Source organism: Acrocarpospora phusangensis (assembly GCF_016862995.1).
In the GTDB taxonomy this organism is placed as follows: Bacteria; Actinomycetota; Actinomycetes; order Streptosporangiales; family Streptosporangiaceae; genus Acrocarpospora; species Acrocarpospora phusangensis.
In genome coordinates, this window is sequence record NZ_BOOA01000062.1 from 1 (window position 1) to 25,710 (window position 25,710).

The window sequence follows — 25,710 nt, forward strand, 5'->3', positions numbered from 1 at the left end:
TCGAGAACGACAACCGAGGGCACGACGTGCACGCCTACAACCTGCTCGGAGCCGGGACCGGCATCGCGGGCAGCAGGACCCGGGTGTGGCGCACCAGCGTGGAGGACGCCAACCGGCCCTACCCGGGCAGCCACGCCCTCAACGGGGTCGAGATCGTGCCCGCCGCCGTGCTGGTCAACACGTTCCTGCACGCGGCCGAGGACGAGGACGTCACGCTCACCGACGTGGAGATGATGCATCCGCTGATGACCGCGGAACGCAGGCAGATCCAGGTCGTGCACGAACCTCCCGCGCTGCGGCTCGCGGCCCGTACCCCGGCGGGCCCCGATGAGCCGGAACCCGCCTGGCTGGTACACGTCACGGCGAACGTGGCCGCTCCGGGCCAGGTGAAACCCGACGTGCTGCCGGACGCCGACGCGCTCACCCCGATCGATCCCGGTTTCGTGCACAAGCGGCTGGCCACCGTGGGCGTACCCTCGACGGGCTTCGACTGGGCGATCGAGACGCTGCTGAGCGGAGACGGCGTGCTGCGGGCCACGGTCCGTACCCAGGAAGCGGGAAGCTGGGCGCCGGCGCTGGACGCGGTGATGTCCGTGGCTCCCTGCGCGTTCCCCGGCGACCCGGTGCTGCGCATGGTCGTGCACATCGACGAGATGGTGCTGACCGGGATGCCGCCGTCGACGGTGATCATCGACGCGGCCGTGGACTCGGCTGCCGACGACACCGTCCGGGCCCTGCTGGCCGATGTCGACGGCCGGGTGGTGGGACATCTCACGGGACTGCGCTATCCGGTGATCGACGCGCCCCTCCAGGCCGAAGAGGATCTCGGGGGCCCGGCGGAGTCGTTCGCCGGCCTGGCGCCCGAGGACCTGCGCGAGCGCGTCCTGCCCCAGATCGGTGCGGAGATCGCGACGGTGATGAGGCTGGCCCCCGAGGACCTGTCGATCCGGCGTCCGCTCGTCGAGCAGGGACTGGACTCGGTGATGACCGTGATGGTCCGGCGGCGCCTGGAGAAGCGCTTCGGCTGCCGTCTCCCCGCGACCCTGCTGTGGCAGCAGCCCACCATCTCCGCGATCGCGGACCGCCTCGTGGAACTTCTCCTGACGGCGGAACCGGACGCGGCGGCCGAGGCCGTTCCCGAGAGCATGCCCGCGATCGGGGGCTGAGCCCCGCTGACCGGGTGGCCCGAGGGGGTGATCCCCTCGGGCTGTCCGGCTGCTCGCTGGGGGACCAGAAGGCCAGCTCAGTCACCTGTTGAGCGCTTGAGCATTCGCTAACGCCGGTGTCTTCGCAGACACCGCCGTTTTGCTGTGCGCCGGCCCGGCGCGTGTTCCACGGCTGCTACATGGGGGAGGGCGCCATCACCGGCGACGTGGTCAGTCCTGGTGGCGTCCGCTTACGGCTACCGCATCGACCCCGTGCCCGGCGGAACCCGGGTGATCGACCATTACCGTCTCTCAGCGCCCTTCGGGCTGTTGCGGTTCGCGATGGGCCAGGCGAAGAAGGTGCAGGTGGCGCGGGGTCGGGAGCTGGCACGCCGATTCAGGGAGCGTTCCCAGCCCTGATAATGGCGCGCGCTCCACGCGCCGGAACGGAGCCTTGGCTTCGTCTTCGGCTTTATAGGAGTGGGCGTTTCCCTCGTGGGTGTTGCACTCATTCGGCGCGCGGAATTTGTCGGTCGGTGTGGCTAGCCTCTGCTCGTCCTTGTCGTCATCGACAGATGGGAAGACTGTGGGATTACCCAGTAGGGCTGGGCGTCGAATCGGCGGGCTGGCGGCCGTTGCGGTCCTGGTGTCCGGTGCATTCGTTCCCCCCGCGCAAGCCGCACCCCACCGATTCGTTTCCGGTACGGCTTCCGCCCCACTCGCATCGGCCGGCAATCCGGTGCAGAAACTCACCCTCTCATTCGAGCGGACCACTGCGACGAAATGCCCGGTGACCTTCAAGGTTTACGGGACCTTCGAAGGACTCCCGCCGGGCCTGCAACTAATCCAATACCGCATCGTCGGCACCGAGCAATGGAAGAACCTCAAATCCCCCTTCAAGCACAACGGCAGCTTCACCGCCCTGCTCGCGACGCTCGACTGGGAATGGGACTGGGAGACACTGACACCAGGTCAGACGTCGGTCCAGATCGAGCTCAGGCAGCCCGACGGTCTCAGGTCCAATACGCTCTACTACTTCGAGTGCGGCATCGCCGACGCGGCCGACACCTTCGGCGAGACCTCCGAGCCCATCGTCCGGACGCCCAGCGGCGGCCCACTGGCCGAACTGGTCGCCGACGCCAACCTCGACGCGGTCCAGGCCCGGTCGGGCGCGGACGCCGCCCTGGTCAGCAGGTACGGGTTCCACCTGGACCTCGACGCGGGCCCGGTCACCTACGAGGAGGTGTTCGCGACGCTTCCGGCCGGGTTCGCCGTGGACGTGTGGACGATCACCGGCGCCGCGCTGAAGTCCGTCCTCGCGTATCCGCACGCGCAGGGCTGGGTGCTCACGCCGTCGTCCTCGCTCCGCTACACATTGGAGGGCGGCGCTGTCACCGAGCTGACGTTGAACGGCGTTCCGGTGGCCGACGACCAGGTCCTCAGAATCGCGGCCAACTACATCCTGGTGGGCGGCTACGAAGGTTTCCCCCGATGGCCCGGAGCCACCGGCGTCTATCGCGGTGGCCCGGACGACAGAGGGGCCCTGGCCACCTATCTGGTGAAGAACTCGCCGGTCAGCGCACCGGCCGGCGACCGGGTCACGGTCCGATGAGCCTCACGTGACTAGCTGATCGCCGGGCGGAATCCGTTCCGCCCGGCGATCAGTGAATCTGAGCCGGTTGGACGATCGGGCGCAGCCCAGGACGAACGTTCCGGCGGTGCGCGCGATCTTTCCCGCGAATGATCGCTGTTCAACCCTCCTGGCGATCCTGAGAGCCACCGGAGGGCATCTTGATCTTCGTATTGATATTTACATTTGCTTTTGCTCCCGCGCTCAAGGGGGCGATTCGGGGGCACCTGGTGCCAATGCGACTGTCCGTGATTGGAGCGCGTCGTGGTCGCTGCACCACGGAAGAGGGTGCGGCATGCCAGTAAGGCGTGCAACGGGGGTTGGGTGCTACCTGCTAGCCCCAGGTAGATCGGCAGATGTGGCGCTGGCGCTAGCAGGGCAGGGCGTTTGGCCCATCACGTCGCAAGCCGTGCGAGTCGCTACGATCCGTAGGCGACAGCTTGGAATCCGCTTGTGAGCGCACGATAGCCAGCGATGCCCGACCCTCGCGGGAATGTCCCCAAAACTTGACAACGTCCGAAGTCGCGACACATTGAGGGCAATGGACGTTACGACGCTCTTAGCAGTGATTGGCACGCAGTAACCGGAAATATCGGCAGATAGAGCGGCGAATTCGTCAACCATTCAACGTACGTTTCCGAAAGGATTCTCGATGTTTCGAATCGCCCGCAGAGTCTCCGTACTTGTCGTCGCCGGCGCGGCCGCGAGCCTGTTCGCCGCCCCGGCACAGGCTTCGATCGGGACGTGCACGGTCACCCCGATCGGCTCGGTGACCGTCTCGGCCTACTGCACCGGGCACGCCCCGTCATCCTTCCGAGCCAAGATCTATTGCTTCACCTCCGACGGCTACCGGACCGAGTGGCGCTACGGCCCCTGGCGCACTGCCGGCGCCGGGTCGTCCTCAGTGGTCGGCTGCCAGAACGGCTGGACCCGCATCGGCCAGGGCTACGACGCCATCCCCTGACCAAGTGACCGGCAGCCGCCGATTCCATCCCGTCCACCCGCTGGCCCGGTTCGGCCGGCGGGTGGCCGCGCATAGACCGGCGAGCGTGGTGGCGTCAGGCCGTACAGCCGTACAGGGACCGTGACTAGGAGCGGTCGCGTTGCGCGGCCCATTGGGCGAGTGTGCCGTTCATGGCGCTCTCCGCGAACGAGACCCTTTCCTGCATGAAGCGCTTGCAACCGCCGGCGTCCGAATCGTTCACGGTGAAGGTCTCCCACAAGCCACCGGGACCCAGGAACCGGGCGGCATGATCGGTCCCCAGCTGGTCGTCGACAAGCATGAGAGCGCCAAGAGCGTCATCTTGGTCGTAACGGCGTTCCACTTGCGGCAGATAGCGGTCAAGGTACGCCGACAAGATTGCCGCGTCCTCGGCCTCCCCGAATCGGGCGAGCGCCAGGCAATAGCCCGCACCCGCGTGGACCAGCTCGCTCTCCAGAAGCATCGGCGTGAGCCGCTCGCGAAACCGCACGCGGCGATCCAACGCGATGAGCCAGGCGGCTGCGAGCCGCGCTCGCCACTCGCTGTCGAGCAGTACTCCGAGATCGTGGTCCGAGATCTGACGAGCATCCTCGGCCAGCGCGCGCCCGAACCGGATCGCCTCGTGATCGGGAAGGTAGAGGACGCTTCCCGGCAGTTTCCGATATCTGATGTTCCCACCGTGCTCCGCGGTCACGTAGCGCCGCGCCAGCTTGATCATCTCGTCGTCTGGCGGGCGTGGCACACGCATGCCGCCATCATGCCCGGTGCGCCACTCCTATAGCGCTTGGGATGGACAAGGGTCCCGTTGCACCACCGAGCAACTAGGTGAGTCCCGTCGGCTTTAGCCCTAGCTTCTCAGCTCTGATGAGCACGCCGAATATGGACGTGTCCATCATTAGGGAACGGCGGTCGAGCGGGAATGATCTCTTCCAGGACGTAGCTGGTCTTTTGTGCTACTCGGCAAGACGCGTAGTTATCCACCTGATGGAGTAGCCGGAGGCATTCTAATCCTTGCGTGGCGAACCTCTCGAAAGTCCAGATCGTCAGCAACTCGAGAGCCCGGCCCGCGATACCCTGCCCGCGTGCGGCGCGGGCGGTCCAATAACCTACTTCGGCGGAATCTCCACCAACGACGAATCCTTTCAATACCACATTGGCCACCAGGCGAGGGCGACCATTTTCGGCCCTCGACTCCATCACGGCGAAGCTCAGCCGATCGCCGTCATTCCAGCCTTTCCTCTGAAGGTCCACCCACCGACGGGCATCCTGCTCATCGTTGACATGGAACCTGGTCCATTGGCGCATGACGGGGTCACGGTAGGCGTCGATCAATTCAGGAATGTCATCTTCTGTCCAGAGCCGGAGCGACAGAGAGGAACCCTCTTCGTGCGGAGGACTGTGGAGCACGACAGTCATGCGATGTCCTTGCTGTCTTTGCAATTGGGATCCCCATCCTGCCCGTCCGATGAGGGCGGGCGAGCATGTCCCACCATCGGCCGCACGTCAGCCCACGGCGCCTCGTAGGACGTTGACCTGCGCGTCTTCGCGCCATTGAACCGCGTACGACCGGGAATGGAACCACCACCGGACCTGCGCCGAGCCGTGGTGCCGTAGGCGAGGCGGGAACAAGCGGGGGGAAGCGATGAAGGGGTACGACGTCGAGGGACCGGCACTGGAACTCGGGGCATTGGTGGGGGAGGGCGGCACCGCCGATCCCGCGGAGCGGATCAGGATCGCGCTGGGCATGCTGAACCGGCACGGACTGGTGGCCGGGGCCACCGGTACGGGGAAGACCAAGACCCTCCAGCTCATGGCGGAGCAACTCGCGGCCCAGGGCGTCCCGGTCTTCCTCGCCGACATCAAGGGCGACCTGTCGGGGCTGGCCTCTCCGGGAACGTCTTCCGAGCGCGTTACCGGACGTGCCGCCGAGGTGGGGCAGGCGTGGCATCCCGTGGCCTGTCCTGCGGAGTTCTTCTCCCTGGGCGGCCTCGGGCCAGGTGTGCCGATACGCGCCACCATGACCGCCTTCGGGCCGACCCTGCTCGCCAAGGTCCTTGGGCTCAACGAGACACAGGAGTCGTCCCTCGGGCTGATCTTCTACTTCGCCGACAAGAACGGACTGCCCCTGCTGGATTTCAAGGACCTGATCGCCGTCATCCGCTATCTGACCGACACTCCGGAGGCGCTGCGCGGGATCGGCGGGCTGTCGGCGGCGACGGCGGGAGTCATCCTCCGCGCCCTGACGAACTTCGAGGCGCAGGGGGCGGAGGCGTTCTTCGGCGAGCCGGAGTTCGACGTGCGCGACCTGCTCCGGGTGACGCAGGACGGCCGGGGGATGGTCTCCATCCTTGAGCTGCCCGCCGTGCAGGACCGGCCGCAGCTCTTCTCCACCTTCCTGATGTGGCTGCTCGCCGACCTCTTCGAGACGCTGCCCGAGGTGGGCGACGTCGACAAGCCGAAGCTGGTGTTCTTCTTCGACGAGGCGCATCTGCTGTTCGACGGCGCGTCCAAGGCGTTCCTGCAGTCGATCACCCAGACTGTACGGCTGATCCGGTCGAAGGGTGTGGGCGTGTTCTTCGTCACCCAGACGCCGAAGGACGTGCCGGCCGACGTGCTGGCCCAGCTCGGTGCGCGCGTGCAGCACGCCCTGCGCGCCTTCACCCCCCAGGACGCCAAGGCGCTCAAGGCCACCGTGTCGACCTTCCCCGAGTCCTCGTACGACCTGGAGCGGCTGCTCACCGAACTCGGCATCGGCGAGGCCGTGGTCACGTTCCTGTCGGAGACGGGCGCGCCGACCCCCGTGGCCTGGACGCGCCTGCGCGCCCCGCAGACGCTCATGGCGCCGTCGAGCCCGGACGTGATCCAGGGCGTCATCGCCGCCTCCCCGCTCCAGCAGAAGTACGGCACTGCACTCGACCGCCAGTCGGCCTACGAGATCCTTTCGGCGCGGCTGTCCGCGCAGCAGGAGCCCCCGCGCGAGGCGGAGCCGCCCAGGGAGCAGCCAAGACAGTCCGTGCTGGAGGGCGTGCTGGAGTCCAAGGAGTTCCGCTCCATGGTGCGGTCGGCCGCGTCCACCCTCGGCCGGGAGATCACCAGATCCATCTTCGGCACCGCCCGCCGCAGGCGCCGCTGAGCAGAGCAGGCCCGGCGGCCTCTACGCGGAACGCAATCCCGGTGTCGTGCTCCGTTCACCATGTCGGGGCAGTGGGTGGCGCATGACGCGTGTCCCGGTGTTCGTCGTGGTGTTCGTCATGGCCGTGGCCATGGGGGTGTGGGGACTCGACCGCGGGTCGATGTGGCAGGACGAGGCCACGACTTTCGCCATCGCGAGCCGCTCGCTCGGGGACCTATTCGCGACCCTGGGAAACGTGGACGCGGTCCACGGGCTCTACTACCTGATCGTGCACTTCGCGCTGAAGCTGCCCGGCGATCCGGAGGTGCTGATCCGGTTGCCGTCGGTGCTCGCCACCGGGTTCGCGGCGGTCGCCGTGGCGGCGGCCGCCCGGCGGATGGGCGGCAGCGGTCTGGCAGCCGGGGCAGCCTACACACTGCTGCCCGTTGTGTCCCATTACGCCCAGGACGGCCGTTCGCCCGCGCTGGTGTGCGCGGCGGTGGCGCTCGCCGTGTACGCGCTCGTACGGGAATCCTGGGTCTGGTACGCCGTCGCGGTGACCGTGGCGGCGTACCTGAACCTGACCGCGCTGCTCGTGCTCGCGGCGTTCGCGGTGCCGGGCGTGCTCATCGACTGGCGCCGGTGGGCCCTCGCGTCGGGCGCGGCGGTGCTGGCCACCGTGCCGCTGATCCTGGTCGCCTATCCGCAGAGCGGCCAGGTGGCCAGACTCACCCCGCCGACCTGGGAGGACGCCGGCAACCTGGTGAGCGGCTTCGCCGGCGTCCCCGCGCTGCTGGCGATTCTGGCGTTGCTGCGCGCTGGGCCGCTGCGGGTGGTCGCGTTGCCGCTGATGGTGGTTCCCCCGGCGTTTCTGCTGCTGTTGTCGCAGGTCAAGCCCTACTACGAAGAGCGTTATGTCCTGTACGCCGTCGTCGGGCTCGCCCTGCTGATCGGGTCCGCCGTGGACGGCGTGGCCCGGCTGGCTCACCCGGCCGTGGCCGTACCGGTCGCCGCCGCGGTGCTGGCCGTCGTCCTGCTCCCGGTCTGGCCGCGGCAGGCGGAGACCCGCCAGATCGCGTCGCGGCGTGACGACCCGGCCGCGGCGGCCCGGCTCATCGGCTCGATGGCGCGGCCCGGGGACACGGTGCTCTTCCTGCCGTCGGTACGGCGGCTGGTCGCGGAGGCGTACCCGGCGGACTTCCGCCATCTGAACGACGCGGCCCTGGCGGAGAGTGGCACCGAATCCGGCACGCTCGCGGGCCGGGAACTGCCCAGTCACGAGATCAGGCTCGGCGACCGCGTCTGGACGGTCAGCCGCAGCTATCCGAAACCCGAAGACCTGGACGCGCCCGCCGACCAGGCCAAACAGCTCATCCTGCGCTACCACTACCAGAAGGGGCCGGTCTACCGAGTGCTCGGCTACGCGGTCCGGCTGTACGTTCGGCGAGCCAAGCCCGGGCCTCCCGCGCGTGAGTCGCGGAAAGTCGCAGGACTAGTCGCGGCGACCGAGTAGCCGCTGGATGCCGCCGTTTTTCGACAGCGAGGGTTTGACGATCCACACACCGGTGCCGTACATCGTCGGGCACGCCCGTCTCCCCGAAGGCCCAGAAGAAGACCCAGATCTGCCCGAGCGCCGCCAGGATCGCGCCGTTGAGCAGCCCGGAGGTGATCGCGCCCGCACGGGAGCGGAGCGCCAGCCCGGCCGCGGCCACCGTACCCTTGTCGATCACGGCGACGTGGTCGCACAGCTGTCCAGCGCAGGCGTCATGGTCTTCTCCGATGGGCGAAGGGGGCCTCAACGGCGCGAATCACTGGTCTGCGCCACTCGACACAATCGGACCCTAACCGTCCATCTGACGCCCACAAGATCTCCGCGCCAGCGCTGGGTCTTTACCTTCCGTCCACCCGGGTCTACGCTCCGAACTGTTAGGAAACTTTCCTTTTAGAAAGGTTCCCCACGTGCGCAGACTCGTTTCTCTCCTCCTGGGACTGGTTGTCACCGCCGTCCTGGCCAGCACACCCGCGCACGCGGCCTCCCGGCTCATCGCGACCTTCGGCCTGTCGGGCAACACCGGCAAGTTCGTGGTCGCCAATCCGGGAACCACCGCGGTCAGCGGCTGGTCGATCATCTTCGACCTGCCCGCAGGGGTCACCGTCAGCAACGCGCAGCACGCCACGACCACGCAGACGGGGACGCGGGTCAAACTCACCCCGGCGTACTACATCGCCACCCTGCAAGCCGGGCGGAACACCGAGCCGTACAGTCCGTCGTTCACGCTCAGTTCCGCGGTCAGCCCGACTGCCTGCACGATCGCGGGCGCGGCCTGCGACGGCAGCGGTGACCCGCCTCCGCCTCCGCCGCCGGTCGTGGCCGAGTACACCGTGACCGGCAGCTCCGCGAACTTCGTCATCACCAACAACGCCGCCACCGCGCTGACCGGCTGGTCGATCGTCTTCGACCTGCCCGCCGGGGTCGCCGCCAGCAACGCCCAGCACGGTTCTCTCAGCCAGAACGGGCGTACGGTCACCCTCACTCCCGCCCACTACAACGGAACCGTGCAGCCCGGTCGCAGCACCGAGCCGTACAGCCCGTCCTTCACGCTCAGTACGGCGGGTGCGCAGGCCACCAACTGCCGGATCAACGACGTGAACTGCGACGGCTCCGCCGACACGCCGCCCGGCGCGCCCGGCAACCTGACCTCACCGGTCAAGACCACCCGGACGGTCCTGCTGGCCTGGACGGCGTCGACCCCGGGCAGCCTGCCGATCACCGGCTACGAGGTGTACGGCGGCCCGGCCACGGTCACGACCACCGGCACCACGGCCACCGTCACCGGCCTGAATCCGAACACCGCCTACACCTTCACCGTCAAGGCGAAGGACCGGAAGGGCACGCTGTCGGCCGCGAGTGCCGCACTGAATGTCCGTACCAACAATCCTTCCGATGACACGCAGCCACCGAGCACGCCGGGGAACCCGCGGAGCACGGCCAGGACCTCGGGCAGCGTCACGCTGGCCTGGAACGCCTCCACCGACAACACCGGCGTCGCCAACTACGACGTCCTGGTCAGCGGTACGGTGGCCACCACGGTCATCGGCACCACGGCCACGGTCACCGGGCTCTCGCCGTCCACCGAATACACCTTCACGATTCGGGCGCGCGACATCTACGACAACCTGTCCGCGGCCGGCGCGCCGGTGCGGGCGACCACCGCCGACATCGTCGAGACCGGGTACGCCAGGGTCGGATACTTCGTGCAGTGGGGCATCTACGGGCGGCAGTACTTCGTCCGCAACCTCGACACCAGCGGCGCGGCGGCCAAGCTCACCCACCTCAACTACGCCTTCGCCAACATCGACCCGGTCAACCTGACCTGCCTGCAGGGGGTGACCAGGGGCACCACGCCCAACCCGCAGGACCCCAACCAGGGTGACGGCGCGGGCGACGCGGATGCCGACTACGGGCGTCCGTTCAGCGCCGCCCAGTCCGTGGACGGGGTCGCCGACACCGGATGGGAGCCGCTCCGCGGCAACTTCAACCAGCTCAGGAAGCTCAAGGCCAAGCACCCGAACCTGAAGGTGCTCATCTCCCTGGGCGGCTGGACCTACTCCAAGTACTTCTCCGACGTGGCCGCCACCGACGCCGCGCGCAAGAAGTTCGTTAGCTCCTGCATCGACGTCTACATCAAGGGCAACCTGCCGCTCGCGGGCGGAGCCGGCGGGCCGGGCACGGCGGCCGGCATCTTCGACGGCATCGACCTGGACTGGGAGTGGCCGGGCGCGGAAGGTCACGCCGGCAACCACGTCAGCCCGGCCGACAAGGCCAACAACACCCTGCTGATCGCCGAGTTCCGGCGTCAGCTGGACGCGCTGGGCGCGCAGACCGGCAAGCGCTACCAGCTCACCGCCTTCACCCCCGCCGACCCGGCGAAGATCGCTGCTGGCTGGGACCTGCCGGAGGTCGCCAAGTCGCTGGACATCTTCAACGTCCAGGGCTACGACTTCCACGGCGCGGGCAGCGACAACTCCTGGGAGCCGAACCGGACCGGACACCAGGGCAACCTGTATGCCGACGCCGACGATCCGTACAACTTCCACTTCAGTGTGGAGAACGCGATCAACGTCTACACCAATGCCGGGGTCAGCCCGCGGAAGCTCACCATCGGGCTGGCCTTCTACGGGCGGGGCTGGCAGGGCGTACCCGACGGCGGGAGGTTCGGCGAATGGCAGACCGCGACCGGGGCGGCCACCGGACAGTTCGCCGAGGAGGCGGGCACCCGCGGATACTCCAACCTGGTCGCCGCGGTCCCCGGCTGCACCGTCCGGCACGACGAACAGGCGGTCGCCACCTTCTGCCACACCGGCAACGGCGGGCAGTGGTGGAGCTTCGACGACGCGTGGTCCATCGGCCGGAAGACCGCCTGGCTGCGGAGCAGAAACCTGCTCGGCGCGATGATCTGGGAAATGTCCGGCGACACCGGCACCCTGATGACCGCCGTGGACACAGGCCTCCGGTAGTGCGCCCTCCCTCGTTCTGGTACGACGATGCGTACCTCTAGCTAACGACCAGTCGAAGGCCCCGGGTCCTAGCCAGCGGACTCGGGGGCCTTCAGGAGTTCACGGGCCTTCGGTCGTCACCTCGGGCCCAGCGCACGGAGTCTCTTGGCGATCTCGGTCACGTCGTCGAGTTCGCCGGTGGTCACGGCGATGACCACGTCCTCGGCGGCGTCGGTGTCGGTGCCGATGAGGATCTCGCCGTTCAGCTCCAGGAAGACGACGGCCCTGACTCCGCACAAGATGGGCGACGGATGTCACACGCTTGGGGAAGATCGCCGCAGCCGCAGCCGCAGCCGCAGCCGCAGTCCTGGATGGGCGTTTCGGCGGTGGGCACGATCTTCCCTGCAAGGTGATCACGCTATGGGCGAGTATCGCCGAGCTGTGAGGGTCATCGGCTGGCGCGGGTGATGACCTCCTCGGTTGTCAGTGGTGCTCTGGGGTGATGGGTCAGGCACAGGGGGGTGCGTACCTTTGCGAAGCCGGTGCCTTCGGGGGCGACGTAGAACTGGCCGCTGCGGAGGGAGCCGATGTCGTCGGCGTTGCCGCCTTTGACGCGGGCCATCGCCTTGGCGGCCTCGATCTGTACGTCCGCGTTGAGCAGGCCGTAGAACTGGGTCGCGGCGTTGCCGGGGATTCGGTTGTGCAGGCCCTTGGGGGCTTGGGTCGCGAAGACCAGGCCGAGGCCGTACTTCCGGGCCTGGGAGGCGAGGGCGAGGGTGCTCTGCGTGCACGCGGTCATGGCGCCCGAGGGGGCGAAGGTCTGGGCTTCGTCCATGACGAAGAGCCCGCCGAGGGGCCGGTCGCCGGCGGGGTTCTTCTTGATCCAGGCGAACAGGGCCATCTGCAGCTGGTTCACGAAGGACTGCCGCTCGGAGTCGCTCTGCAGTCCCACGAAGCTGATGACCGAGACGCGGGCGCGCTTCCCCGCGGCCGGAGTCAGTAGTTGCCCTGGATCGACCGGCTCGCCTTCCCCGCCGAACAGCGGGTCGGTCACGGCGGCGGCCCGGAGCACCTGGGCGAGCCCATCCGCGATCTTCGCCGCTCCGCTGATCTGGCTGACGTCCTCGGGGAAGTCCGCGAGCAGGTTGATCAACCCGTCGAGGCCGCCACGCTTGTACTTCCCGAAGTGCACAACCGCTTCCGTGAGTACGGCCCGGGCGACCTGGGCCTTGCTGGTGTTGCCGTCCACCTTCGCCCGTGGGGCGAGCGCCGCCATGGCAGCGTGTACGGCTTCGTTGAACTCGTCGACGTCGTCGCGGACGCTGGAGAAGTCGGGCAACGGCTGGAAGGCCAGCGGACGGCCCTTCTCCCGGCGCGGTGTCCAGACCACGACATCGGTGTCCGCGATGTACCGAGCCGCCCGGCCCGCGTCACCGGGGCCCCAGGCGGACGGCTCCTCCGGCCAGGCGTCCCCGAGGCGGGCGAGGTCGTTGTTCGGGTCGAGCACGATCGAGGAGACGCCCTGAAGCGCGCACTCTTCAATGATTCGCCTGATCAGGACGGTCTTCCCCGAGCCGGAGCCCGCGAAGATCGCGATGTGCTTGCGGAGCGCCTCCAACTCGACGGAAACCGGAAGCCCACGATCGTACGAGCGCCCCACGATCAGCGACGGCACCCCGGTCGGCCGGCTTTCGGAGGTACCGCCCCTAGTAGGGGTACCGGCCCTAGTAGGGGTACCGGCCGCGTGAGGGGTATCGGCCTCTTGCGGGGTAGCGGCCTCGTGAGTCGGCCGGGGCTTGGCCTGCGCGGGCGGCCCCTCAGAGACTTTTGGGGCTTGAGGCTCCTGCGGAGCGGTTGGATCCGGCCAATCGCCCAGGGCGTCCTTGAGGAGCTTGAGGTTGGCGGTGGGCTTTCTGCTGGTGATCCACTGGTCGAGGTGGGGGAGGTTCTCCGCGAAGAGGTCCCGTAGGGCGTACAGGACCTTGAGGTTCTCTTCGTCGGCCGTGACCACCCGGCCGCCCCTGGCGTGGAAGCCGGCAACCGCCTCCTGGGTGACCGGGCCGGAGTTCCACGGGATGTTCCGGATGATGATCAACCGGCGCTTGGGGCTCTCCTCCGCGAGGCCAGCTTTGAGCACGGCCTTGCGGAGCCGGGTCAGCGCCGCGAGATGGTGCGTGGCGGCGATGCCGCGGAACGCCCAGTGGATCTCGTCTTCGGTCGCCTCGTTCAGGACCTGCTTGAGACCCGCGTGAAGGGAGGTCTTCTGGCCCATGGGCGGATCGACCCGGTAGCGCGCGGACGTCCCGCGCTGCTCCACGATCCAGGCCCGGAGGCCCGCCGAAATCAGGCCGGGAAGGACCGCGTCCTCCGACTCGGCGTTCAGCGCTCCACTGACGTCGGCCGAATCCGCCAGCATCGCGAACTTGGTGTCGATCGCCTGAAGCTCTTCCTCGCGAGGGCCGGGCGGGCTTGGACTGATCACGGTGGAGGAGGCGTCGAGACTGTCCAGCTCCGTGATCCTGCCCTGTACCAGGCATTTCTGGATGTGTCTGGACAGGCATCCCAGGACTTCACGCGGAGTGTAGAAGGGAGCCTGAGCGAAGGCCTCCTGCTTGATCGGCCATGTTGGATATGGCCGGTCGAAGCCAATGTTCTTGAAGTGCTCCGCGAGTCGCCTGGTGACGAGCTCCGCCCCTACCTCGGGAGTCGGAATGCGCCGGAGGTACGTGGCCTTCTGGAAGCGGTCCTTGAAGCTCTGGACAGCCAGCTCCTGAATAAGCGTCCACGTCTCCGGCAAGCAGGAGAGAATCGTCAGGGTTCGGCTGGTCACTTCACGGAGGTTGGTCAGCCCGTGAGCGAGCTGAAGAACTGTCGACGTGGCCGAACTGGTGGGGCGGCCTTCGGCATAGAGGCTGCTCTGGGCGATGAGCCCGTCGAGTTGGTCGAATGCCATGACACTCGGGCCGGTCAACGCCAGAAGACGCGAGATATCCTGGACGATCTCCTGCGGGGATTTGCGGATTTGCCGGAAGCCCCAAGCCAGCCGGTAGCTTTCGCCATCCTCGATCGAGCAGATGTAGGACTCGCCGATGTCCACCAGGGCATGGTGATTGGCCGCCAGGAGCACGAGTGCTCTGGCGACATCCTGTGCTTCTCTTCCAACCCGGCGATCGATTCTGTACAGGCCCTCGATGAACAGATCGAGATCTTCACGGGTGACCATCTGGTTGCCGATGACCGCCTGCTGATTCTTTCGCGGGAGCTGCATCAGGCCCGTCAGATTACGAAGGAACCGTTTGAGCTGGGTCTCCTCATCCGTGCCCACCCGGGCCAGCCCGTCCTGGATGGACACGACGGCGCTCTCCCAGAAGTTGCGGGCGTCGAGAATGCCCATGAGGAAGAAATAGCCATCGCGCTGGATGACCTGCTCACGCAGCCAGCTCATCAGGTGCGTTTTTCCGCTTCCGGCACCGCCCTCAAGGACCACGCCGATCGGGCTGGTCACGGGAGAGTCAGTGGCGGCATCGAGTCCCGAGCGGAGAGCGTAGGAAGCCGCCGGATGCATCTCGGGGACGTGGAACGGAACCGGTCGCCAGACATCCTCACTGGCGTTAACGGTGGAGAAGGTCTTCAGGCTTTCCAGTGCATACCATTCGGTGACCATCGTCACGCTCCGATGCGGAACTGATGGTTGGGTGTGCTGCCAATGGTGATCGCGGCGGCGTGGTCTTCGGGCTTCAGGTCACCCAAGATCGCAACGGGCACGATGTCGGCACGTCCTGCGAGCATCATGGCGCGCAGAACGTCGTCCTGGAGATCCCGGTCGATGTCTTTCAGAAGGCTTCGCAGCTTGGTCATAGAGGCCCACTGACCGGCGCCAGGCGTGATCTTCGCATACGCTTCGCGAATCCGGAGTTCCACTTCCTCCGCCGGTATGGTCGTGACCGGCGCTTGAACGGATTCCTCGACGACAGGGATTGCCGCTTTGGGCGTCAAGAGGGACCGAATGTACAGGAGAGCCAGCGTCTTGCCCGAACGAGAGCTCACTGGGACTCCCTTGCGCACTTCCTCGATCGCGCGGTCCTCACCAGCCGGCGTGATCCTGTACCACAGGATTCTTTTGGCTTTGGTTTCCTCAATCAATTTGGATTCGATGAGAGGTGCGCGACTCTCGGGCTTGAGATCTAAGCTCCACACCTCTCGCAGTTCCTTGAGGGCTACCTCGGTTCCAAGCTCTCTCAGCACCAGCAGAGCCGCGACCTGCACGTACGTGAGTCTCTTTTCTGACATCAGCCTGCTCCTTCGCTCATTCCGAGGCGTCGCCTCCGGAGGAATTCTTCGATGTGGCGCAAAACCGCCTGTAGATCGCCCATCACCTGCTGGTTGGTGAATCGCAGCACCGTGAACCCGTCACGTTCCAGGTGCCGGTCACGAATCTGGTCGCGCTGCATTTGGGCGAACGTCTCGTGTTCCGGTCCGTCGAGTTCCACGACACACTTCTCCGGCACCCACATCAGATCCGTACGAATCATCACGAACAACGGATCCGTGGACTGATAAGTCTGATTCCACGTACGCCCATGAGCCCACGCGCATTTCGCCAGAGCCGACTCCATCGCCTGCTCGACCACACTCCCGGCGTGTGGCATTCCGGCAATCGGCGGGACTCCCACCGTCGTAGTGAGCGGTGGTGGCGTCATCTCTTCGGCCAGCCGCCTGACCGCTGCCGGCACCTCCAGGTAGAGGGTTTCGACGCGGGGCAGTTCGGGGCCGACGAGCCAGATCCCCATGCCGCTCCGGTGTGCCAGCCATTCACATCCGGCTACCAGAAGCGTCTCCCCATGGGAGGTCAGTTTCTCCGGCACGTAGACGACCAGCGCCGCCGATTCGCGGCCGAACGTGGAGGCGATGACCCGGGCCAGGCCCGCCGCCCGCGACTCCGCGGAGAACGATCGTCCGTTGGGAACGCGCTGCCCGGGAACCAATGAGCCGCGATGCTGGATTGCTCGTGCGGCCAGGTCGGCAAGGAACGGTCCGAAATGACGGGTGCCCGAGGCCAGGCGCATCGCGAGGATCCTCGCCGCCGCCACTCCGCCGCCGCCGGGACCGGAGAGCTTCTCTCCTTCGGGCAACCAGGCCGGGAAAAGTCCGATGGCCAGTATTTCCAGCTCGCGGAGGACGGATTCCACCAACTCGGAGACGGAATCCGCTTCAGCCGCCGCGTACGTGATAACGGCAGGCCCGCTCTCCGGAAGGGGATCCAACAACAATTCCATCACGTTGGCGTCAATGGGGGAATCGACGCCGGCAAGGCGGAGCACCCTCCCGACCGGGAGATCGCCCCATGCCAATCCCACACCGGCTCCCTCCGGACACCCCTCCGGAAACGCGACTTCGCGAAGGCTATAGGGAGCACAAGTTGGCGCGTACCAAATCCGGAAATATCGCCTATTCCGGAGTTACAAAACCATCCAAACGGTCATCCTGACAGTCCTTCACCTCACCGTTTATGTCGGACCGCCACCGCCACCGCGACCTCCGGCCGGGCAACGAGCACAGGTGCCCGCATCAATCGCGTGGCCGCAGAGGTTCAGCTGTGCATGCCGAACGGTGCCGCCCCCTGGGGAAGCCCGACCTGGAGCGATCGGTGCGGTGACGGTGCGCCGTCAACGACGTACCCACAGGAAGGCTCGATAGGCGGCCCGCGTCAGGGCAGGGGGACGACGTAGGAGTCGACGCGGGTGATCAGTCCGTCGCGGAAGGTGAAAAGGTCGTTGAAGGCGAAGCGGAAGCGGCCGTGGTCGAGGCTGGTGCCGCGGCCCTCGCCGGTGGTGATGACGACCGGGCCGTCCTCGTGGATGCGCTGGACGTCGAGTTCGGGGCTGCCCGTGAACGCCGGATTCTCGATCTCGCCGTCGAACTCGGCCTTGCCGTGGGTGGTGCGGTGACCGTGGATGACCCACTCGACGTCGTCGGCGAGGGTCGCGAGGATTCGCGGGTGGTCGCTCGTCCGGAATCCTGCGAAGTACTCCGCGACGAGGTCGCGCTGGGTTTTCTGCGTCATGGTGTCCGTCCTGGTGTGGCGGTGTGATCCCGCAGGTGTACGGCGAGGGCGTCGAGGATCGAGGCGAGCCCGTCGGCCGCCTGGGCTGTCCGAAGCTCGGGGGGAAGCCGGCGCTGGTGGACCGTGAGATCCGTGCCGCCGCCGACAGGGCGGATCTTGACGGTGGTCCGGAGGCCGGTGAAGGGCTCGTCGAACACGAGCTCGTACGGTGCGGCGACGCTCACGTAGACGAACCGGAGCCGACGGGTCGCGCCGTCCGGCGCGCGGGTGTCGAGCGCGAACTCTCCGCCGGGACGCAGGTCCACGGTCACGGACTCAGGCGGCACGACGGCATGCGAACCGCCCCAGAACGCCGCGATGCCCGCCGGTGAGGTGAAGGCCACCCAGACGCGTTCGGGTCCCGCCGGGAGGTGGCGCTTGGCGATCAGTTCGTCGCCGCGGAGTTCCGAGCGGGCGGTCAACGGACCGCTCCGTCATCGGTGAGGTGCTGCTCAAGGGCGTCGAGCCGGTCGTCCCACGCGCGGCGCTGATCGTCGATCCACGTGCTCAGCAGCGACAGCTGATCGACCTTCAACCGGCAGGGGCGTCTGGTGCCCTCGCGCCGCTGCTCGACCAGGCCACACCGCCGCAGGACGCCGACGTGGTGGGAGATCGCCTGCGGAGTCAGGTCGAACGGTTCGGCGAGCTCCTTCACCGTGGCGTCACCCCGCGCGAGACGGGTCACCAAAGCGCGACGGACGGGATCGCCGAGGGCGGCGAAGGCCGAGTCGAAGTCCACGAGCACGGGTTCACCCTAGCGCAAACAGTCATTTGCGCAAACAGTCGTTTGCAAAGATTGCTCACAGCGCTGTGAACTGGGCTTTCGTGGGGCGGCTGACGGCGCCGAGGAGAACAAGACTGTTTCTCGGCGGATCCTCGCGGCATGCTGACGGCCCGGATCGAGAGACGGGAGACGCCGGAAATGACTGCCCTGCATCTGGCTGGGAACAACGCGCCGGTCACCGCGGAGGTGACGCTGGAGCCGGCCGAGGTGATCGGCGCCGTGCCCGAGGAACTGAACGGGGTGTATCTCCGCAACGGCCCCAATCCGCGTACCGGCTGGTCGCCGCACTACTTCGCAGGGGACGGCATGGTGCACGCGGTCGCCCTCGACGCCGGGCAGGCCCGCTGGTACCGCAACCGCTACGTACGGACTCCGCTGTTCGAGCACCCCGGCGAGTCGCGCATGGCCCTGGCGTTCGACCAGGCCACCGGCCAGGTGGACTACCGGGTCACCACGGCCAACACCCATCTGGTCGCGTACGCGGGACGGCTCCTGGCGCTGGAGGAGGGCGGGTTCCCCTACGAGATCACTCCGGAGCTGGAGACCGTGGGGCCGTACAGCTTCGGTGGTTCGTTGCGTACGCCCATGACGGCGCATCCGAAGGTCTGCCCCGGGACCGGTGAGCTGGTGTTCTTCGGGTATCGGTTGCGGCCGCCGTATCTGACCTACTATCGGGCGGCGCCGAGCGGGGAGCTGGTTCAGGAGCAGGTGGTGGAGGTGCCCCGGGCGACGATGATGCACGATTTCGCCATCACCGAGAACCATGCGATCTTCATGGATCTGCCGGTGGTGTTCGATCCGGCGGGGATCGCGGCCACGGGCATGCCGTGGCGGTGGGACGACGGGCATGGCGCCCGGTTCGGGGTGATGCGCCGGGACGGTGGGCCGGTGCGGTGGTTCGAGGTGGAGCCGTGTTATGTGTGGCACACCATGAACGCGTCGGAGGCGGACGGCGTGATCACGGTGACCGGCTGCCGGGTGCCGACGCTGTGGCGCGACGGCGCGGACGACATCAGCGGCGGCCTGCCCAATCTGCACGAATGGCGGCTGAACCTGGCCACGGGCACGGTCGCCGAGCGGCCACTGGACGACATGCCGATCGAGTATCCGCGCGTCGCCGACGCCGAGGTGGGCCGGAATCACCGCTACGGATATGTCACCAGTTTCTCGCTGGAGGCCGAACCGGAGCGCTCGGAGATCTACAAATACGATCTCGCGAAAGGCGCCGCCCGTGAGGTGCATCGGCTGCCGGACGGTCACACCTGTGGCGAAGCGGTCTTCGTCCCCCGGCGGGACTCGTCAGGCGACGATGACGGATATTTGATGACTTTCGCGCATGACCGTGCCCGCGGCACGGGTTACCTGGCGATCCTGGACGCCGCCGACCTGTCCGCCCGCCCGGTAGCGGAGATCCATTTGCCGGTACGCGTTCCGACGGGTTTCCACGGGAACTGGGTGCCAGACGCTCTCCGATAACGGAGATGTTTGTGCCCTGAGTGCCTACCGGGGTGACTGAGCATCGCGTCAAGATGGCGGCATGCCAACTCCTGATGGTTCAGGCACGGGCGGACGGCTGGCCGGGCGGTACCGATTGATGGAGCCCATTGGGCAGGGCGGCATGGGCCGGGTGTGGCGGGCCGTCGATGAGACGCTCGGGCGTGAGGTCGCCGTGAAAGAGCTGCTCCTTGATGATGTGGACGGCGAGGCGCGTCGCCGGGCCGTACGGGAGGCGCGGTCGGCGGCGCGGCTGGCGCATCCGAACGTCGTCACCGTCCACGACGTCATCGAAGAGGATGGGCGGCCGTGGATCGTCATGGAGTTGCTGCGCGCGAAGTCGTTGCAGCAGTTGATCGCCGAGGGGCCGCTGCCGGTGGCTCGGGTGGCGGGTATCGGGCGGCAGATGCTCGCCGGGCTGGACGCGGCGCATGCCGTCGGTGTTCTGCATCGGGACGTCAAGCCGGCCAATGTGCTGGTCACCGAGAGCGGCCGGGTGGTGCTGACCGACTTCGGCATCGCGTACCTGCAGGGTGATGCCGCGATCACCGCCACCGGGCATCTTCTCGGTTCGCCGGCGTTCATGGCTCCCGAACGGCTGCGGGGCGGTCCGTCGGTGCCGGCCTGCGATCTCTGGAGCGCCGGGGCCACTCTGTACGCGGCCGTGGAGGGGCGCCCGCCGTTCGTCCACACGGAACCGGCGGCGGTCATCGCGGCTGTTCTGACCACGGAGCCGCCGCCCGCGCTCGGGGCGGGTCCGCTGCGGCCGGTCATTGACGGGTTGCTGCGGAAAGATCCGCGTGAGCGGCTCACGTCGGGTGCGGCGGCGCTGCTGCTGGCCGGTGATCCGGTGCCCCGCCCACGTTGGTGGGGTACGGCACCGGCGTATGCGGGGGCGGCGGCGTACGCGGCGGTCGGGGTGCTGAACGCTCTCGCGGCGCTGGTGGCCGGTCGGGCCGGGTTGCCTACGATCGCGTGGTTCTGGGTGTGGGTGTTGGTGGCGACTGTTGTGGTGGCGTTGACGCACGTCGCCCTGCTGCCACGCGGGTGGGCCGGTGCTGCCGCGTTCGCGGGGCAGGCGATGGTGTTCTCGCTCATCGCGTGGGGTGGTTACGACCTGGGCGTGGCCGGGCTGTGGACGCTTGCGGCTTTGGGGGCGGTGTGGGGCGTTTGGCTCATCGTGCTCGGGCTGCGTCCACCTGTGGGGCTGCGTGCGGGGGCTGTCTGGGGGCGTGCGGGTGTGCTTGTCGCAGGTCTTGTCCAGGTGGCGGGACTGATCCCCTCTGAGGGTCGGCCGTGGTTTCCGTGGGTGGGGCCGGTGATCGCCGCCACCGGGTATGTCCTGTGGGCCGTGTCCGTGGCCAGGACTCTCTCCCTCACGGATGACCTTCAGGAGCCATCCGAATACCCGCAGGATTGACGGCGCCGTGGTGGATGGCCGGTCTGGAGATCGTCAGGAAGCCGGGCCGGCATTTGTTTCGGCCCGGGAGGCAAGCGCAACTGGGGACCTTGGCCTCCAGCGGGAAGGTGAGTGCTGGCGCAAACTGAAGGGAAACGAATCTTGTTCGCTCATACGGCGGGCAACCTGATCGGCGGACTGAGCGGTGGTCGGGTGCGGCCACGGATGGGAGCGGAACGATGAACGTCATGGACATGATCGACAAAGTGCGGGAGGCAGCGGCGGCCGATCGGGTCTTCGGACGCCCGATCACTCAGGGGGATGTCACGGTCATTCCCGTCGCCCGGGTCGCAGGAGGAGGCGGCGGAGGTGGCGGCAGACGGGAGGGCGAGGAGGGTGGTGAGGGCTCCGGCGGAGGGTTCGGCGTGGGTGCCACACCGGTCGGAATGATCGTCATCAAGGACGGCGATGCGCGTTGGCGTCCGTTGATCGACATCAACCGGGTCATCATCGGCTGCCAGGTGGTCGCGGTCGCCGCGCTGCTGACGATCAGGACGCTCGCGCGGTTACGAGCCCGGCGCGACAAGCGGCGATGAGAACCAACTGCTGAAATCTGCCCGCCGGATTGGCTCAACGCCTCTTGGTCAAGGAACGTCCCGGTTCCGCCAAAGGGCGGAGGTGAATCGCAGGGGGCGTGATGGCCGTCGTGACTCCAGGCGGCGGAGCGCTCGAACAGGTGGGTGCCGACGTCCGGGTGTACGGGGGACGGTTCGGGTGGAGTCAGCCTGTCTGGAGGCCGGAGTCGGGGGGTAAGGCGAACGGATCTTCGGGTGGGAAGCAGCCGTAGTCCTGCAGGGGCATTGGGTCGTTGAGGACGATGTGGTGGAGTTCGCCTGCGGGGGACAGGCCGTCTGGGCGGTCCGGGATGCGTACGCCCGGAAGTGGTCCGCCGCGTCCGAGGGGTATCGCTGGGGCGTCAGGTGTCAGGCGTCCGAGTCGGTCCAGGAGGATGCCGACCGCGTCGTACACGTCTGCGATTTGCTCGGCTACTTCCTCGTCGCTGGCGTCGGGGTTGAGATCGCGGTATGCCGTACGGGCTGTCGCCATGAAGCGCGCCGGATCCACGATCACGACGTCCTGGCGCGTTCGGACGCTGATCGTCATGCCCGCTTGGGGAAGCGGCTGCTCATCCATTGTTTGAAAGTAGCCCGCTCCCGGGGCGGCGATCACTGTTCGCAGGCCCCGACTGTCAAGTTTGTCCATGGTTTCCATTCATAGGCTTATTTGTCCGATTTCAGGGGAGGGGGAGACCGGTTCGGAGGCTTAGGTGCCTTTGCAGCTCCTAGGGCGAGGGGGTGAGCGCGATGGCCGGACCGAAGGTTTCGGACGCCGAGAAGCTCGATCAGGCAGCCGAGAAAGTTGAACAGGTATCGGCCGCTGACCAGGTCGGTCAGGTGTCGCCGACCGATCGGCTCGTCCAGGAACTGCGGAATCTGGTCCAGGCTTACGCCGAGCGGGCCCTGCTTTCCGCTGGGAAGGTCGAAGGGCTGGCCGGCCGGTTGACCGACTTCGCCGAAGGTGGCGGAAGCGGCCTGATCAACGCCATTACTGGAGCGAAGAAGTCGGACCGACGAGAAGAAGACTCGTCTGACGAAGCGCAGGTCGGGCAGGCGAAGAGGCTGGGACGGGTCAAGGGAGCAGTCGCGGGCGGGCTCGGAGGTCTGGGTCGCCGGATCGGCAGGATGCGCATGACCGACATCGTCGAAACGATCGACATCGGTGCTCCTGTACGGGTCGTTTACAACCAATTCGAAGACTGCACCGGGTTCATGACGAAGGCGAACCTTCAGCAGGAATCCGAGGAGTCCGGGCCACTCGGGCCGAAGATGCGGGTCGTGGGGTCGGACCGTACATGGGAGCCGGAGGTTGTCGATCGGGTACCGGACCAACGGATCGTCTGGAGCTCCAAGGGGGACAAGGGGCACCTTGACGGCGTGGTGACGTTCCACGCCCTCATGCCCGATCTCACCCGCGTGATCCTCGCCATGGAGTACCAGCCGCAGGGCCTGTTGCAGCGGGTCGGCAACGTCTGCGGCGTACAGGGAAGACGTGCGCAGCTTGAGCTCAAGCATTTCGCGCACCACGTCATGACCCAGCTGCCGCACCACGACGAAACGGCCGACGAAGCGAAGCTCAGCAAGGCATCGGAGGCGGAGACGGCTCAACGGGAAGGGCCGGAAGAAACGGCGGAGCACAAGGAAGAGCAGCGAGGCGGGGCCGAAGAAGCCGCCGATCAGGTGGAAGGGCCGCCCGACGCGAGACGGCCGGAGGAGACAGAGCAGCGAAGCCAGGCGGATGAAGGGGCCGCGCCGGAGGAGGAAGAGCTGCGGGGCCAGGCGGAAGAGGCGGCTGCGCAGAAGGAAGAGCGATCCGAGGAGAGGCGGCTGGAGCGAGAGCCGTGCGAGGCGGAGGGGGTGCCGGAGTCTGTTGTCGTACGGGAGAGGCCGCAGGGAGTGGGTGTTGGGCGGCCGGTGCGGCGGCGGAACACGGTGAGTGAAGAGGAAGATGCTCGACCGACTCGGAGCGGCGGGAGGGATACGCGTACGCGGTGAGGGGCCGGCTGAAGGACAGTTAGGGGAGGCGAGGCATGACCGTGCAGCCTGTGGGAGGCGGGGTGAGCAACCGCCCGTCGGGGACGAGCCTGGCTGACGTCATCGACACGATCCTAGACAAGGGAATCGTCATCGACGCCTATGCCAGCGTCTCGCTGATCGGCATAGAACTTCTGAGCGTCGACGCCCGGATTGTCGTGGCGAGCGTGGACACGTATCTGCGCTTCGCGGAGGCGACTGACCGGCTGGATCTCGCGAAGTCGAGGAAGCCCGGGCTGCCGGAGGTCGTGGAGACCGTGACGCAGACCCGAGGCGCGGAGACCACCGCGGAGGCGGAGCGGCTGGAGGCGGGCGGTGCCCGTGGCTCGCTGGAGGCGGCCGGTGAGCGGTTGCGTGGCTTCGCCGGTGACTTCGGCGAACGCGAAGACGAACGCGAAAGCGAGCGCGTAGAGGTGCGGGAACACGTGAGGCCCCGTAAGGCCGGGCAGGAGGAGGGCTGACATGGGCCGGTCCGCTGAGACGACCGAGAACGCGCCTCCGACGGAGCAGACGGTCGGGTGCTACATCTACGGTGTCGTACCCGCGGAGGTGGACGTCGACGCCGAGACCCAGGGCGTGGGCGACCCGCCCGCTCAGGTCCGCCCGGTACGGCACGGCAAGATCGCCGCCCTGGTGAGCGACATCGACGTCGCCCGCCCGCTCGGAACGCCACAAGACCTTCTCGCCCACCAGCAACTCCTCGACGCGGCCGCCGCCGAGGTGCCGGTACTCCCGATCCGGTTCGGCGCCGTGCTGGCGACGCCGGACGCGGTGGTCGAGGAGTTCCTGTCCCCGTACCACGACGACTTCCTCGCCGCCCTCGTGGAACTGGAGGGCAGCGCCCAGTACGTGATCAAGGGTCGATACGTGGAGGAGGTGGTGCTAGCAGAGATCCTCGAAGAGAACCCCGAGGCCGCGAGCCTGCGCGAGGAGATTCGCGATATGCCCGAAGACGCCGCGCGAAACCACCGCATCCGGCTCGGCGAGATCATCAACGAATCGATCACCGCCCAGCGGGAAGCGGACACGGCGACACTGCTGGAAAACGTCGAACCGGTCATCGTCATGTCGGCGGACCGCCCGCCATCGCACGAGCTGGACGCCGTCCACCTGGCCCTGCTCGTGGAGATCAGCCGGGAACGCGACCTGGAGCAGGCCGTGGAGGAGTTCGCCCGGCACCGAACCGATCGGATCAAGCTGCGCCTGCTCGGCCCGATGGCACCTTACGACTTCATCGTGTCCCAGGAGCAGGGCGCCGGCTGATGGGACTCCTCACCTCCATCCTCGGCGCGCCGCTGGCGCCCCTCAAAGGCGTGATCCGGCTCGGCGAACTCCTCCGCGACGAGGCGGAACGCCGAATGCACGACCCGGCGGTGGCCCGGCGCGAACTGGAGGAGATCGACGCGGCGCGGGCCGCGGGCGAGATCTCCGAGGAGGAGGCCGACGAGGCCATGAACCTGGTCCTGCAAAGGATGACCGGCCAGCCTTCCGAGATGCCGGAGGGGAGGAGGCGGCCGGGGCCATGAGTCTGGTTCTGCGACGGATGACCGTTCTCGAGATGGAGGTGACGGAAAGGAGGTGGCCCCGTGGCTGTCAAGCGCAGGGTCGTACGTCTCGAAGGCGACAGGCCCGACAGGCCCGCCGGGCTGACAGCCGTGACCGCGAGTGAGGCGGGGCTGCGCCACATCGCCGGCCTGACCGGCAAGGAGATGGAGGGCGTCACCCTGGTGGAACCTGCGGACGACGGCTGGGTGGTCGTGGTCGAGGTCGTCGAGGATCGCCGCATTCCGTCCTCCGGCGACATCCTGGCGCTGTACGAAGCCGACCTCGACCCGGAAGGCAACCTTCTCGCCTACCGGAGGAAGGGACGCTACCGGCGAGGCAGCAGCGGCAACCAGGGCGAGAGGCCATGA

At 67.4% G+C, this 25,710-nt stretch carries 26 protein-coding genes; 16 read left to right on the top strand and 10 right to left on the bottom strand.

Features of this window, described 5'->3' with window-relative positions; all coding sequences use genetic code 11:
* The 4 genes from Aph01nite_RS29860 to Aph01nite_RS29875 all read left to right on the top strand — a co-directional run.
* Positions 1-1,166, top strand: a 1,166-nt coding sequence (locus Aph01nite_RS29860; protein WP_204044364.1) for a phosphopantetheine-binding protein, incomplete at its 5' end; no start/stop codon positions are given.
* A 219-nt stretch (positions 1,167-1,385) separates the two neighbouring features.
* Positions 1,386-1,565, top strand: coding sequence for a hypothetical protein (locus Aph01nite_RS29865; protein ID WP_204044365.1), 180 nt, complete (start codon positions 1,386-1,388; stop codon positions 1,563-1,565).
* Positions 1,566-1,935: 370 nt separating this feature from the next.
* Positions 1,936-2,757: a 5'-nucleotidase C-terminal domain-containing protein gene (locus tag Aph01nite_RS29870; protein ID WP_204044366.1), complete on the top strand. Its 822-nt coding sequence runs from the start codon at positions 1,936-1,938 to the stop codon at positions 2,755-2,757.
* A 670-nt stretch (positions 2,758-3,427) separates the two neighbouring features.
* Positions 3,428-3,739: a hypothetical protein gene (locus Aph01nite_RS29875; protein WP_204044367.1), complete on the top strand. Its 312-nt coding sequence runs from the start codon at positions 3,428-3,430 to the stop codon at positions 3,737-3,739.
* A gap of 124 nt (positions 3,740-3,863) precedes the next feature.
* Here Aph01nite_RS29875 and Aph01nite_RS29880 read toward each other — a convergent pair whose 3' ends face one another.
* Together Aph01nite_RS29880 and Aph01nite_RS29885 are read right to left on the bottom strand one after the other, a co-directional pair.
* Complete coding sequence (locus Aph01nite_RS29880) at positions 3,864-4,505, bottom strand: DUF6000 family protein (RefSeq protein ID WP_204044368.1); 642 nt, start codon at positions 4,503-4,505, stop codon at positions 3,864-3,866.
* A gap of 107 nt (positions 4,506-4,612) precedes the next feature.
* The gene (locus Aph01nite_RS29885; RefSeq protein ID WP_204044369.1) at positions 4,613-5,173 is read right to left on the bottom strand and encodes a GNAT family N-acetyltransferase; all 561 of its coding nucleotides are present in this window, start codon (positions 5,171-5,173) and stop codon (positions 4,613-4,615) included.
* A gap of 226 nt (positions 5,174-5,399) precedes the next feature.
* Here Aph01nite_RS29885 and Aph01nite_RS29890 point away from each other — a divergent pair, with 226 nt between their 5' ends.
* The 3 genes from Aph01nite_RS29890 (at position 5,400) to Aph01nite_RS29900 (ending at position 11,387) form a co-directional block, all read left to right on the top strand.
* A complete protein-coding gene (locus tag Aph01nite_RS29890; protein ID WP_204044370.1) occupies positions 5,400-6,890 on the top strand; it encodes a helicase HerA-like domain-containing protein in 1,491 nt (496 codons plus the stop codon).
* An 82-nt stretch (positions 6,891-6,972) separates the two neighbouring features.
* On the top strand, positions 6,973-8,382 hold the full coding sequence (locus Aph01nite_RS29895; RefSeq protein WP_204044371.1) for a glycosyltransferase family protein: 1,410 nt from the start codon (positions 6,973-6,975) through the stop codon (positions 8,380-8,382).
* Between the two features lie 446 nt (positions 8,383-8,828).
* On the top strand, positions 8,829-11,387 hold the full coding sequence (locus Aph01nite_RS29900; RefSeq protein WP_204044372.1) for a glycosyl hydrolase family 18 protein: 2,559 nt from the start codon (positions 8,829-8,831) through the stop codon (positions 11,385-11,387).
* Between the two features lie 116 nt (positions 11,388-11,503).
* On the opposite strand, the gene Aph01nite_RS29905 is transcribed toward Aph01nite_RS29900, so the two are convergent.
* Positions 11,504-11,665, bottom strand: coding sequence for a hypothetical protein (locus Aph01nite_RS29905; RefSeq protein ID WP_204044373.1), 162 nt, complete (start codon positions 11,663-11,665; stop codon positions 11,504-11,506).
* A gap of 149 nt (positions 11,666-11,814) precedes the next feature.
* Positions 11,815-14,196, bottom strand: a complete 2,382-nt coding sequence (locus tag Aph01nite_RS29910; protein ID WP_239162087.1) for an ATP-binding protein — start codon at positions 14,194-14,196, stop codon at positions 11,815-11,817.
* Positions 14,197-14,217: 21 nt separating this feature from the next.
* Here Aph01nite_RS29910 and Aph01nite_RS41725 point away from each other — a divergent pair, with 21 nt between their 5' ends.
* Positions 14,218-15,054 (top strand): hypothetical protein, encoded by an 837-nt coding sequence (locus Aph01nite_RS41725; protein WP_239162088.1) that lies wholly within the window; start codon positions 14,218-14,220, stop codon positions 15,052-15,054.
* Here the strand turns inward: Aph01nite_RS41725 and Aph01nite_RS29915 are convergent.
* From Aph01nite_RS29915 to Aph01nite_RS29935, 5 genes are all read right to left on the bottom strand, one after another.
* Positions 15,033-15,656 (bottom strand): hypothetical protein, encoded by a 624-nt coding sequence (locus Aph01nite_RS29915; protein ID WP_204044375.1) that lies wholly within the window; start codon positions 15,654-15,656, stop codon positions 15,033-15,035. The two genes, Aph01nite_RS41725 and Aph01nite_RS29915, sit on opposite strands and share 22 nt — an antisense overlap.
* The gene (locus Aph01nite_RS29920; RefSeq protein WP_204044376.1) at positions 15,656-16,723 is read right to left on the bottom strand and encodes an endonuclease domain-containing protein; all 1,068 of its coding nucleotides are present in this window, start codon (positions 16,721-16,723) and stop codon (positions 15,656-15,658) included. The genes Aph01nite_RS29915 and Aph01nite_RS29920 overlap by 1 nt, the downstream gene beginning before the upstream one ends.
* A gap of 350 nt (positions 16,724-17,073) precedes the next feature.
* Positions 17,074-17,430, bottom strand: a complete 357-nt coding sequence (locus tag Aph01nite_RS29925) for a nuclear transport factor 2 family protein (protein ID WP_204044377.1) — start codon at positions 17,428-17,430, stop codon at positions 17,074-17,076.
* Positions 17,427-17,891, bottom strand: a complete 465-nt coding sequence (locus tag Aph01nite_RS29930) for an SRPBCC family protein (RefSeq protein WP_204044378.1) — start codon at positions 17,889-17,891, stop codon at positions 17,427-17,429. Before Aph01nite_RS29930 ends, Aph01nite_RS29925 begins: the two co-directional genes overlap by 4 nt.
* Positions 17,888-18,214 (bottom strand): ArsR/SmtB family transcription factor, encoded by a 327-nt coding sequence (locus Aph01nite_RS29935; protein ID WP_204044379.1) that lies wholly within the window; start codon positions 18,212-18,214, stop codon positions 17,888-17,890. The genes Aph01nite_RS29930 and Aph01nite_RS29935 overlap by 4 nt, the downstream gene beginning before the upstream one ends.
* 177 nt (positions 18,215-18,391) lie before the next feature.
* Here Aph01nite_RS29935 and Aph01nite_RS29940 point away from each other — a divergent pair, with 177 nt between their 5' ends.
* The 3 genes from Aph01nite_RS29940 to Aph01nite_RS29950 all read left to right on the top strand — a co-directional run bounded on the left by Aph01nite_RS29940 (position 18,392) and on the right by Aph01nite_RS29950 (position 21,742).
* Entirely contained in the window at positions 18,392-19,729 is a 1,338-nt protein-coding gene (locus Aph01nite_RS29940) for a carotenoid oxygenase family protein (RefSeq protein ID WP_204044380.1), read from the top strand.
* Between the two features lie 61 nt (positions 19,730-19,790).
* Positions 19,791-21,167, top strand: coding sequence for a serine/threonine-protein kinase (locus tag Aph01nite_RS29945; protein ID WP_204044381.1), 1,377 nt, complete (start codon positions 19,791-19,793; stop codon positions 21,165-21,167).
* Positions 21,168-21,385: 218 nt separating this feature from the next.
* Entirely contained in the window at positions 21,386-21,742 is a 357-nt protein-coding gene (locus Aph01nite_RS29950) for a spore germination protein GerW family protein (RefSeq protein ID WP_204044382.1), read from the top strand.
* Positions 21,743-21,926: 184 nt separating this feature from the next.
* On the opposite strand, the gene Aph01nite_RS29955 is transcribed toward Aph01nite_RS29950, so the two are convergent.
* On the bottom strand, positions 21,927-22,340 hold the full coding sequence (locus tag Aph01nite_RS29955) for a hypothetical protein (RefSeq protein WP_204044383.1): 414 nt from the start codon (positions 22,338-22,340) through the stop codon (positions 21,927-21,929).
* A 170-nt stretch (positions 22,341-22,510) separates the two neighbouring features.
* On the opposite strand from Aph01nite_RS29955, the gene Aph01nite_RS29960 reads away from it, so the two are divergent.
* The 5 genes from Aph01nite_RS29960 to gvpO are packed head-to-tail and all read left to right on the top strand — an operon-like array spanning position 22,511 to position 25,710.
* The gene (locus Aph01nite_RS29960; protein ID WP_204044384.1) at positions 22,511-23,758 is read left to right on the top strand and encodes an SRPBCC family protein; all 1,248 of its coding nucleotides are present in this window, start codon (positions 22,511-22,513) and stop codon (positions 23,756-23,758) included.
* Positions 23,759-23,793: 35 nt separating this feature from the next.
* Complete coding sequence (gene gvpJ / locus Aph01nite_RS42805) at positions 23,794-24,258, top strand: gas vesicle protein GvpJ (RefSeq protein WP_204044385.1); 465 nt, start codon at positions 23,794-23,796, stop codon at positions 24,256-24,258.
* A 1-nt stretch (position 24,259) separates the two neighbouring features.
* Positions 24,260-25,060 (top strand): GvpL/GvpF family gas vesicle protein, encoded by an 801-nt coding sequence (locus tag Aph01nite_RS29970; protein WP_204044386.1) that lies wholly within the window; start codon positions 24,260-24,262, stop codon positions 25,058-25,060.
* Positions 25,060-25,323: a gas vesicle protein GvpG gene (locus tag Aph01nite_RS29975; protein WP_204044387.1), complete on the top strand. Its 264-nt coding sequence runs from the start codon at positions 25,060-25,062 to the stop codon at positions 25,321-25,323. Before Aph01nite_RS29970 ends, Aph01nite_RS29975 begins: the two co-directional genes overlap by 1 nt.
* 60 nt (positions 25,324-25,383) lie before the next feature.
* Positions 25,384-25,710, top strand: coding sequence for a gas vesicle protein GvpO (gene gvpO / locus Aph01nite_RS29980; RefSeq protein ID WP_239162089.1), 327 nt, complete (start codon positions 25,384-25,386; stop codon positions 25,708-25,710).

Excerpts from the sequence above, each read along its gene's own strand:
- Aph01nite_RS29875 (WP_204044367.1), top strand. The coding sequence starts at position 3,428 with ATGTTTCGAATCGCCCGCAGAGTCTCCGTACTTGTCGTCGCCGGCGCG.
- Aph01nite_RS29880 (WP_204044368.1), bottom strand. The coding sequence starts at position 4,505 with ATGCGTGTGCCACGCCCGCCAGACGACGAGATGATCAAGCTGGCGCGG.
- Aph01nite_RS29885 (WP_204044369.1), bottom strand. The coding sequence starts at position 5,173 with ATGACTGTCGTGCTCCACAGTCCTCCGCACGAAGAGGGTTCCTCTCTG.
- Aph01nite_RS29890 (WP_204044370.1), top strand. The coding sequence starts at position 5,400 with ATGAAGGGGTACGACGTCGAGGGACCGGCACTGGAACTCGGGGCATTG.
- Aph01nite_RS29895 (WP_204044371.1), top strand. The coding sequence starts at position 6,973 with ATGACGCGTGTCCCGGTGTTCGTCGTGGTGTTCGTCATGGCCGTGGCC.
- Aph01nite_RS29915 (WP_204044375.1), bottom strand. The coding sequence starts at position 15,656 with ATGTCAGAAAAGAGACTCACGTACGTGCAGGTCGCGGCTCTGCTGGTG.
- Aph01nite_RS29925 (WP_204044377.1), bottom strand. The coding sequence starts at position 17,430 with ATGACGCAGAAAACCCAGCGCGACCTCGTCGCGGAGTACTTCGCAGGA.
- Aph01nite_RS29940 (WP_204044380.1), top strand. The coding sequence starts at position 18,392 with ATGACTGCCCTGCATCTGGCTGGGAACAACGCGCCGGTCACCGCGGAG.
- Aph01nite_RS29945 (WP_204044381.1), top strand. The coding sequence starts at position 19,791 with ATGCCAACTCCTGATGGTTCAGGCACGGGCGGACGGCTGGCCGGGCGG.
- Aph01nite_RS29950 (WP_204044382.1), top strand. The coding sequence starts at position 21,386 with ATGAACGTCATGGACATGATCGACAAAGTGCGGGAGGCAGCGGCGGCC.
- Aph01nite_RS29955 (WP_204044383.1), bottom strand. The coding sequence starts at position 22,340 with ATGGATGAGCAGCCGCTTCCCCAAGCGGGCATGACGATCAGCGTCCGA.
- Aph01nite_RS29960 (WP_204044384.1), top strand. The coding sequence starts at position 22,511 with ATGGCCGGACCGAAGGTTTCGGACGCCGAGAAGCTCGATCAGGCAGCC.
- gvpJ (WP_204044385.1), top strand. The coding sequence starts at position 23,794 with ATGACCGTGCAGCCTGTGGGAGGCGGGGTGAGCAACCGCCCGTCGGGG.
- Aph01nite_RS29970 (WP_204044386.1), top strand. The coding sequence starts at position 24,260 with ATGGGCCGGTCCGCTGAGACGACCGAGAACGCGCCTCCGACGGAGCAG.
- Aph01nite_RS29975 (WP_204044387.1), top strand. The coding sequence starts at position 25,060 with ATGGGACTCCTCACCTCCATCCTCGGCGCGCCGCTGGCGCCCCTCAAA.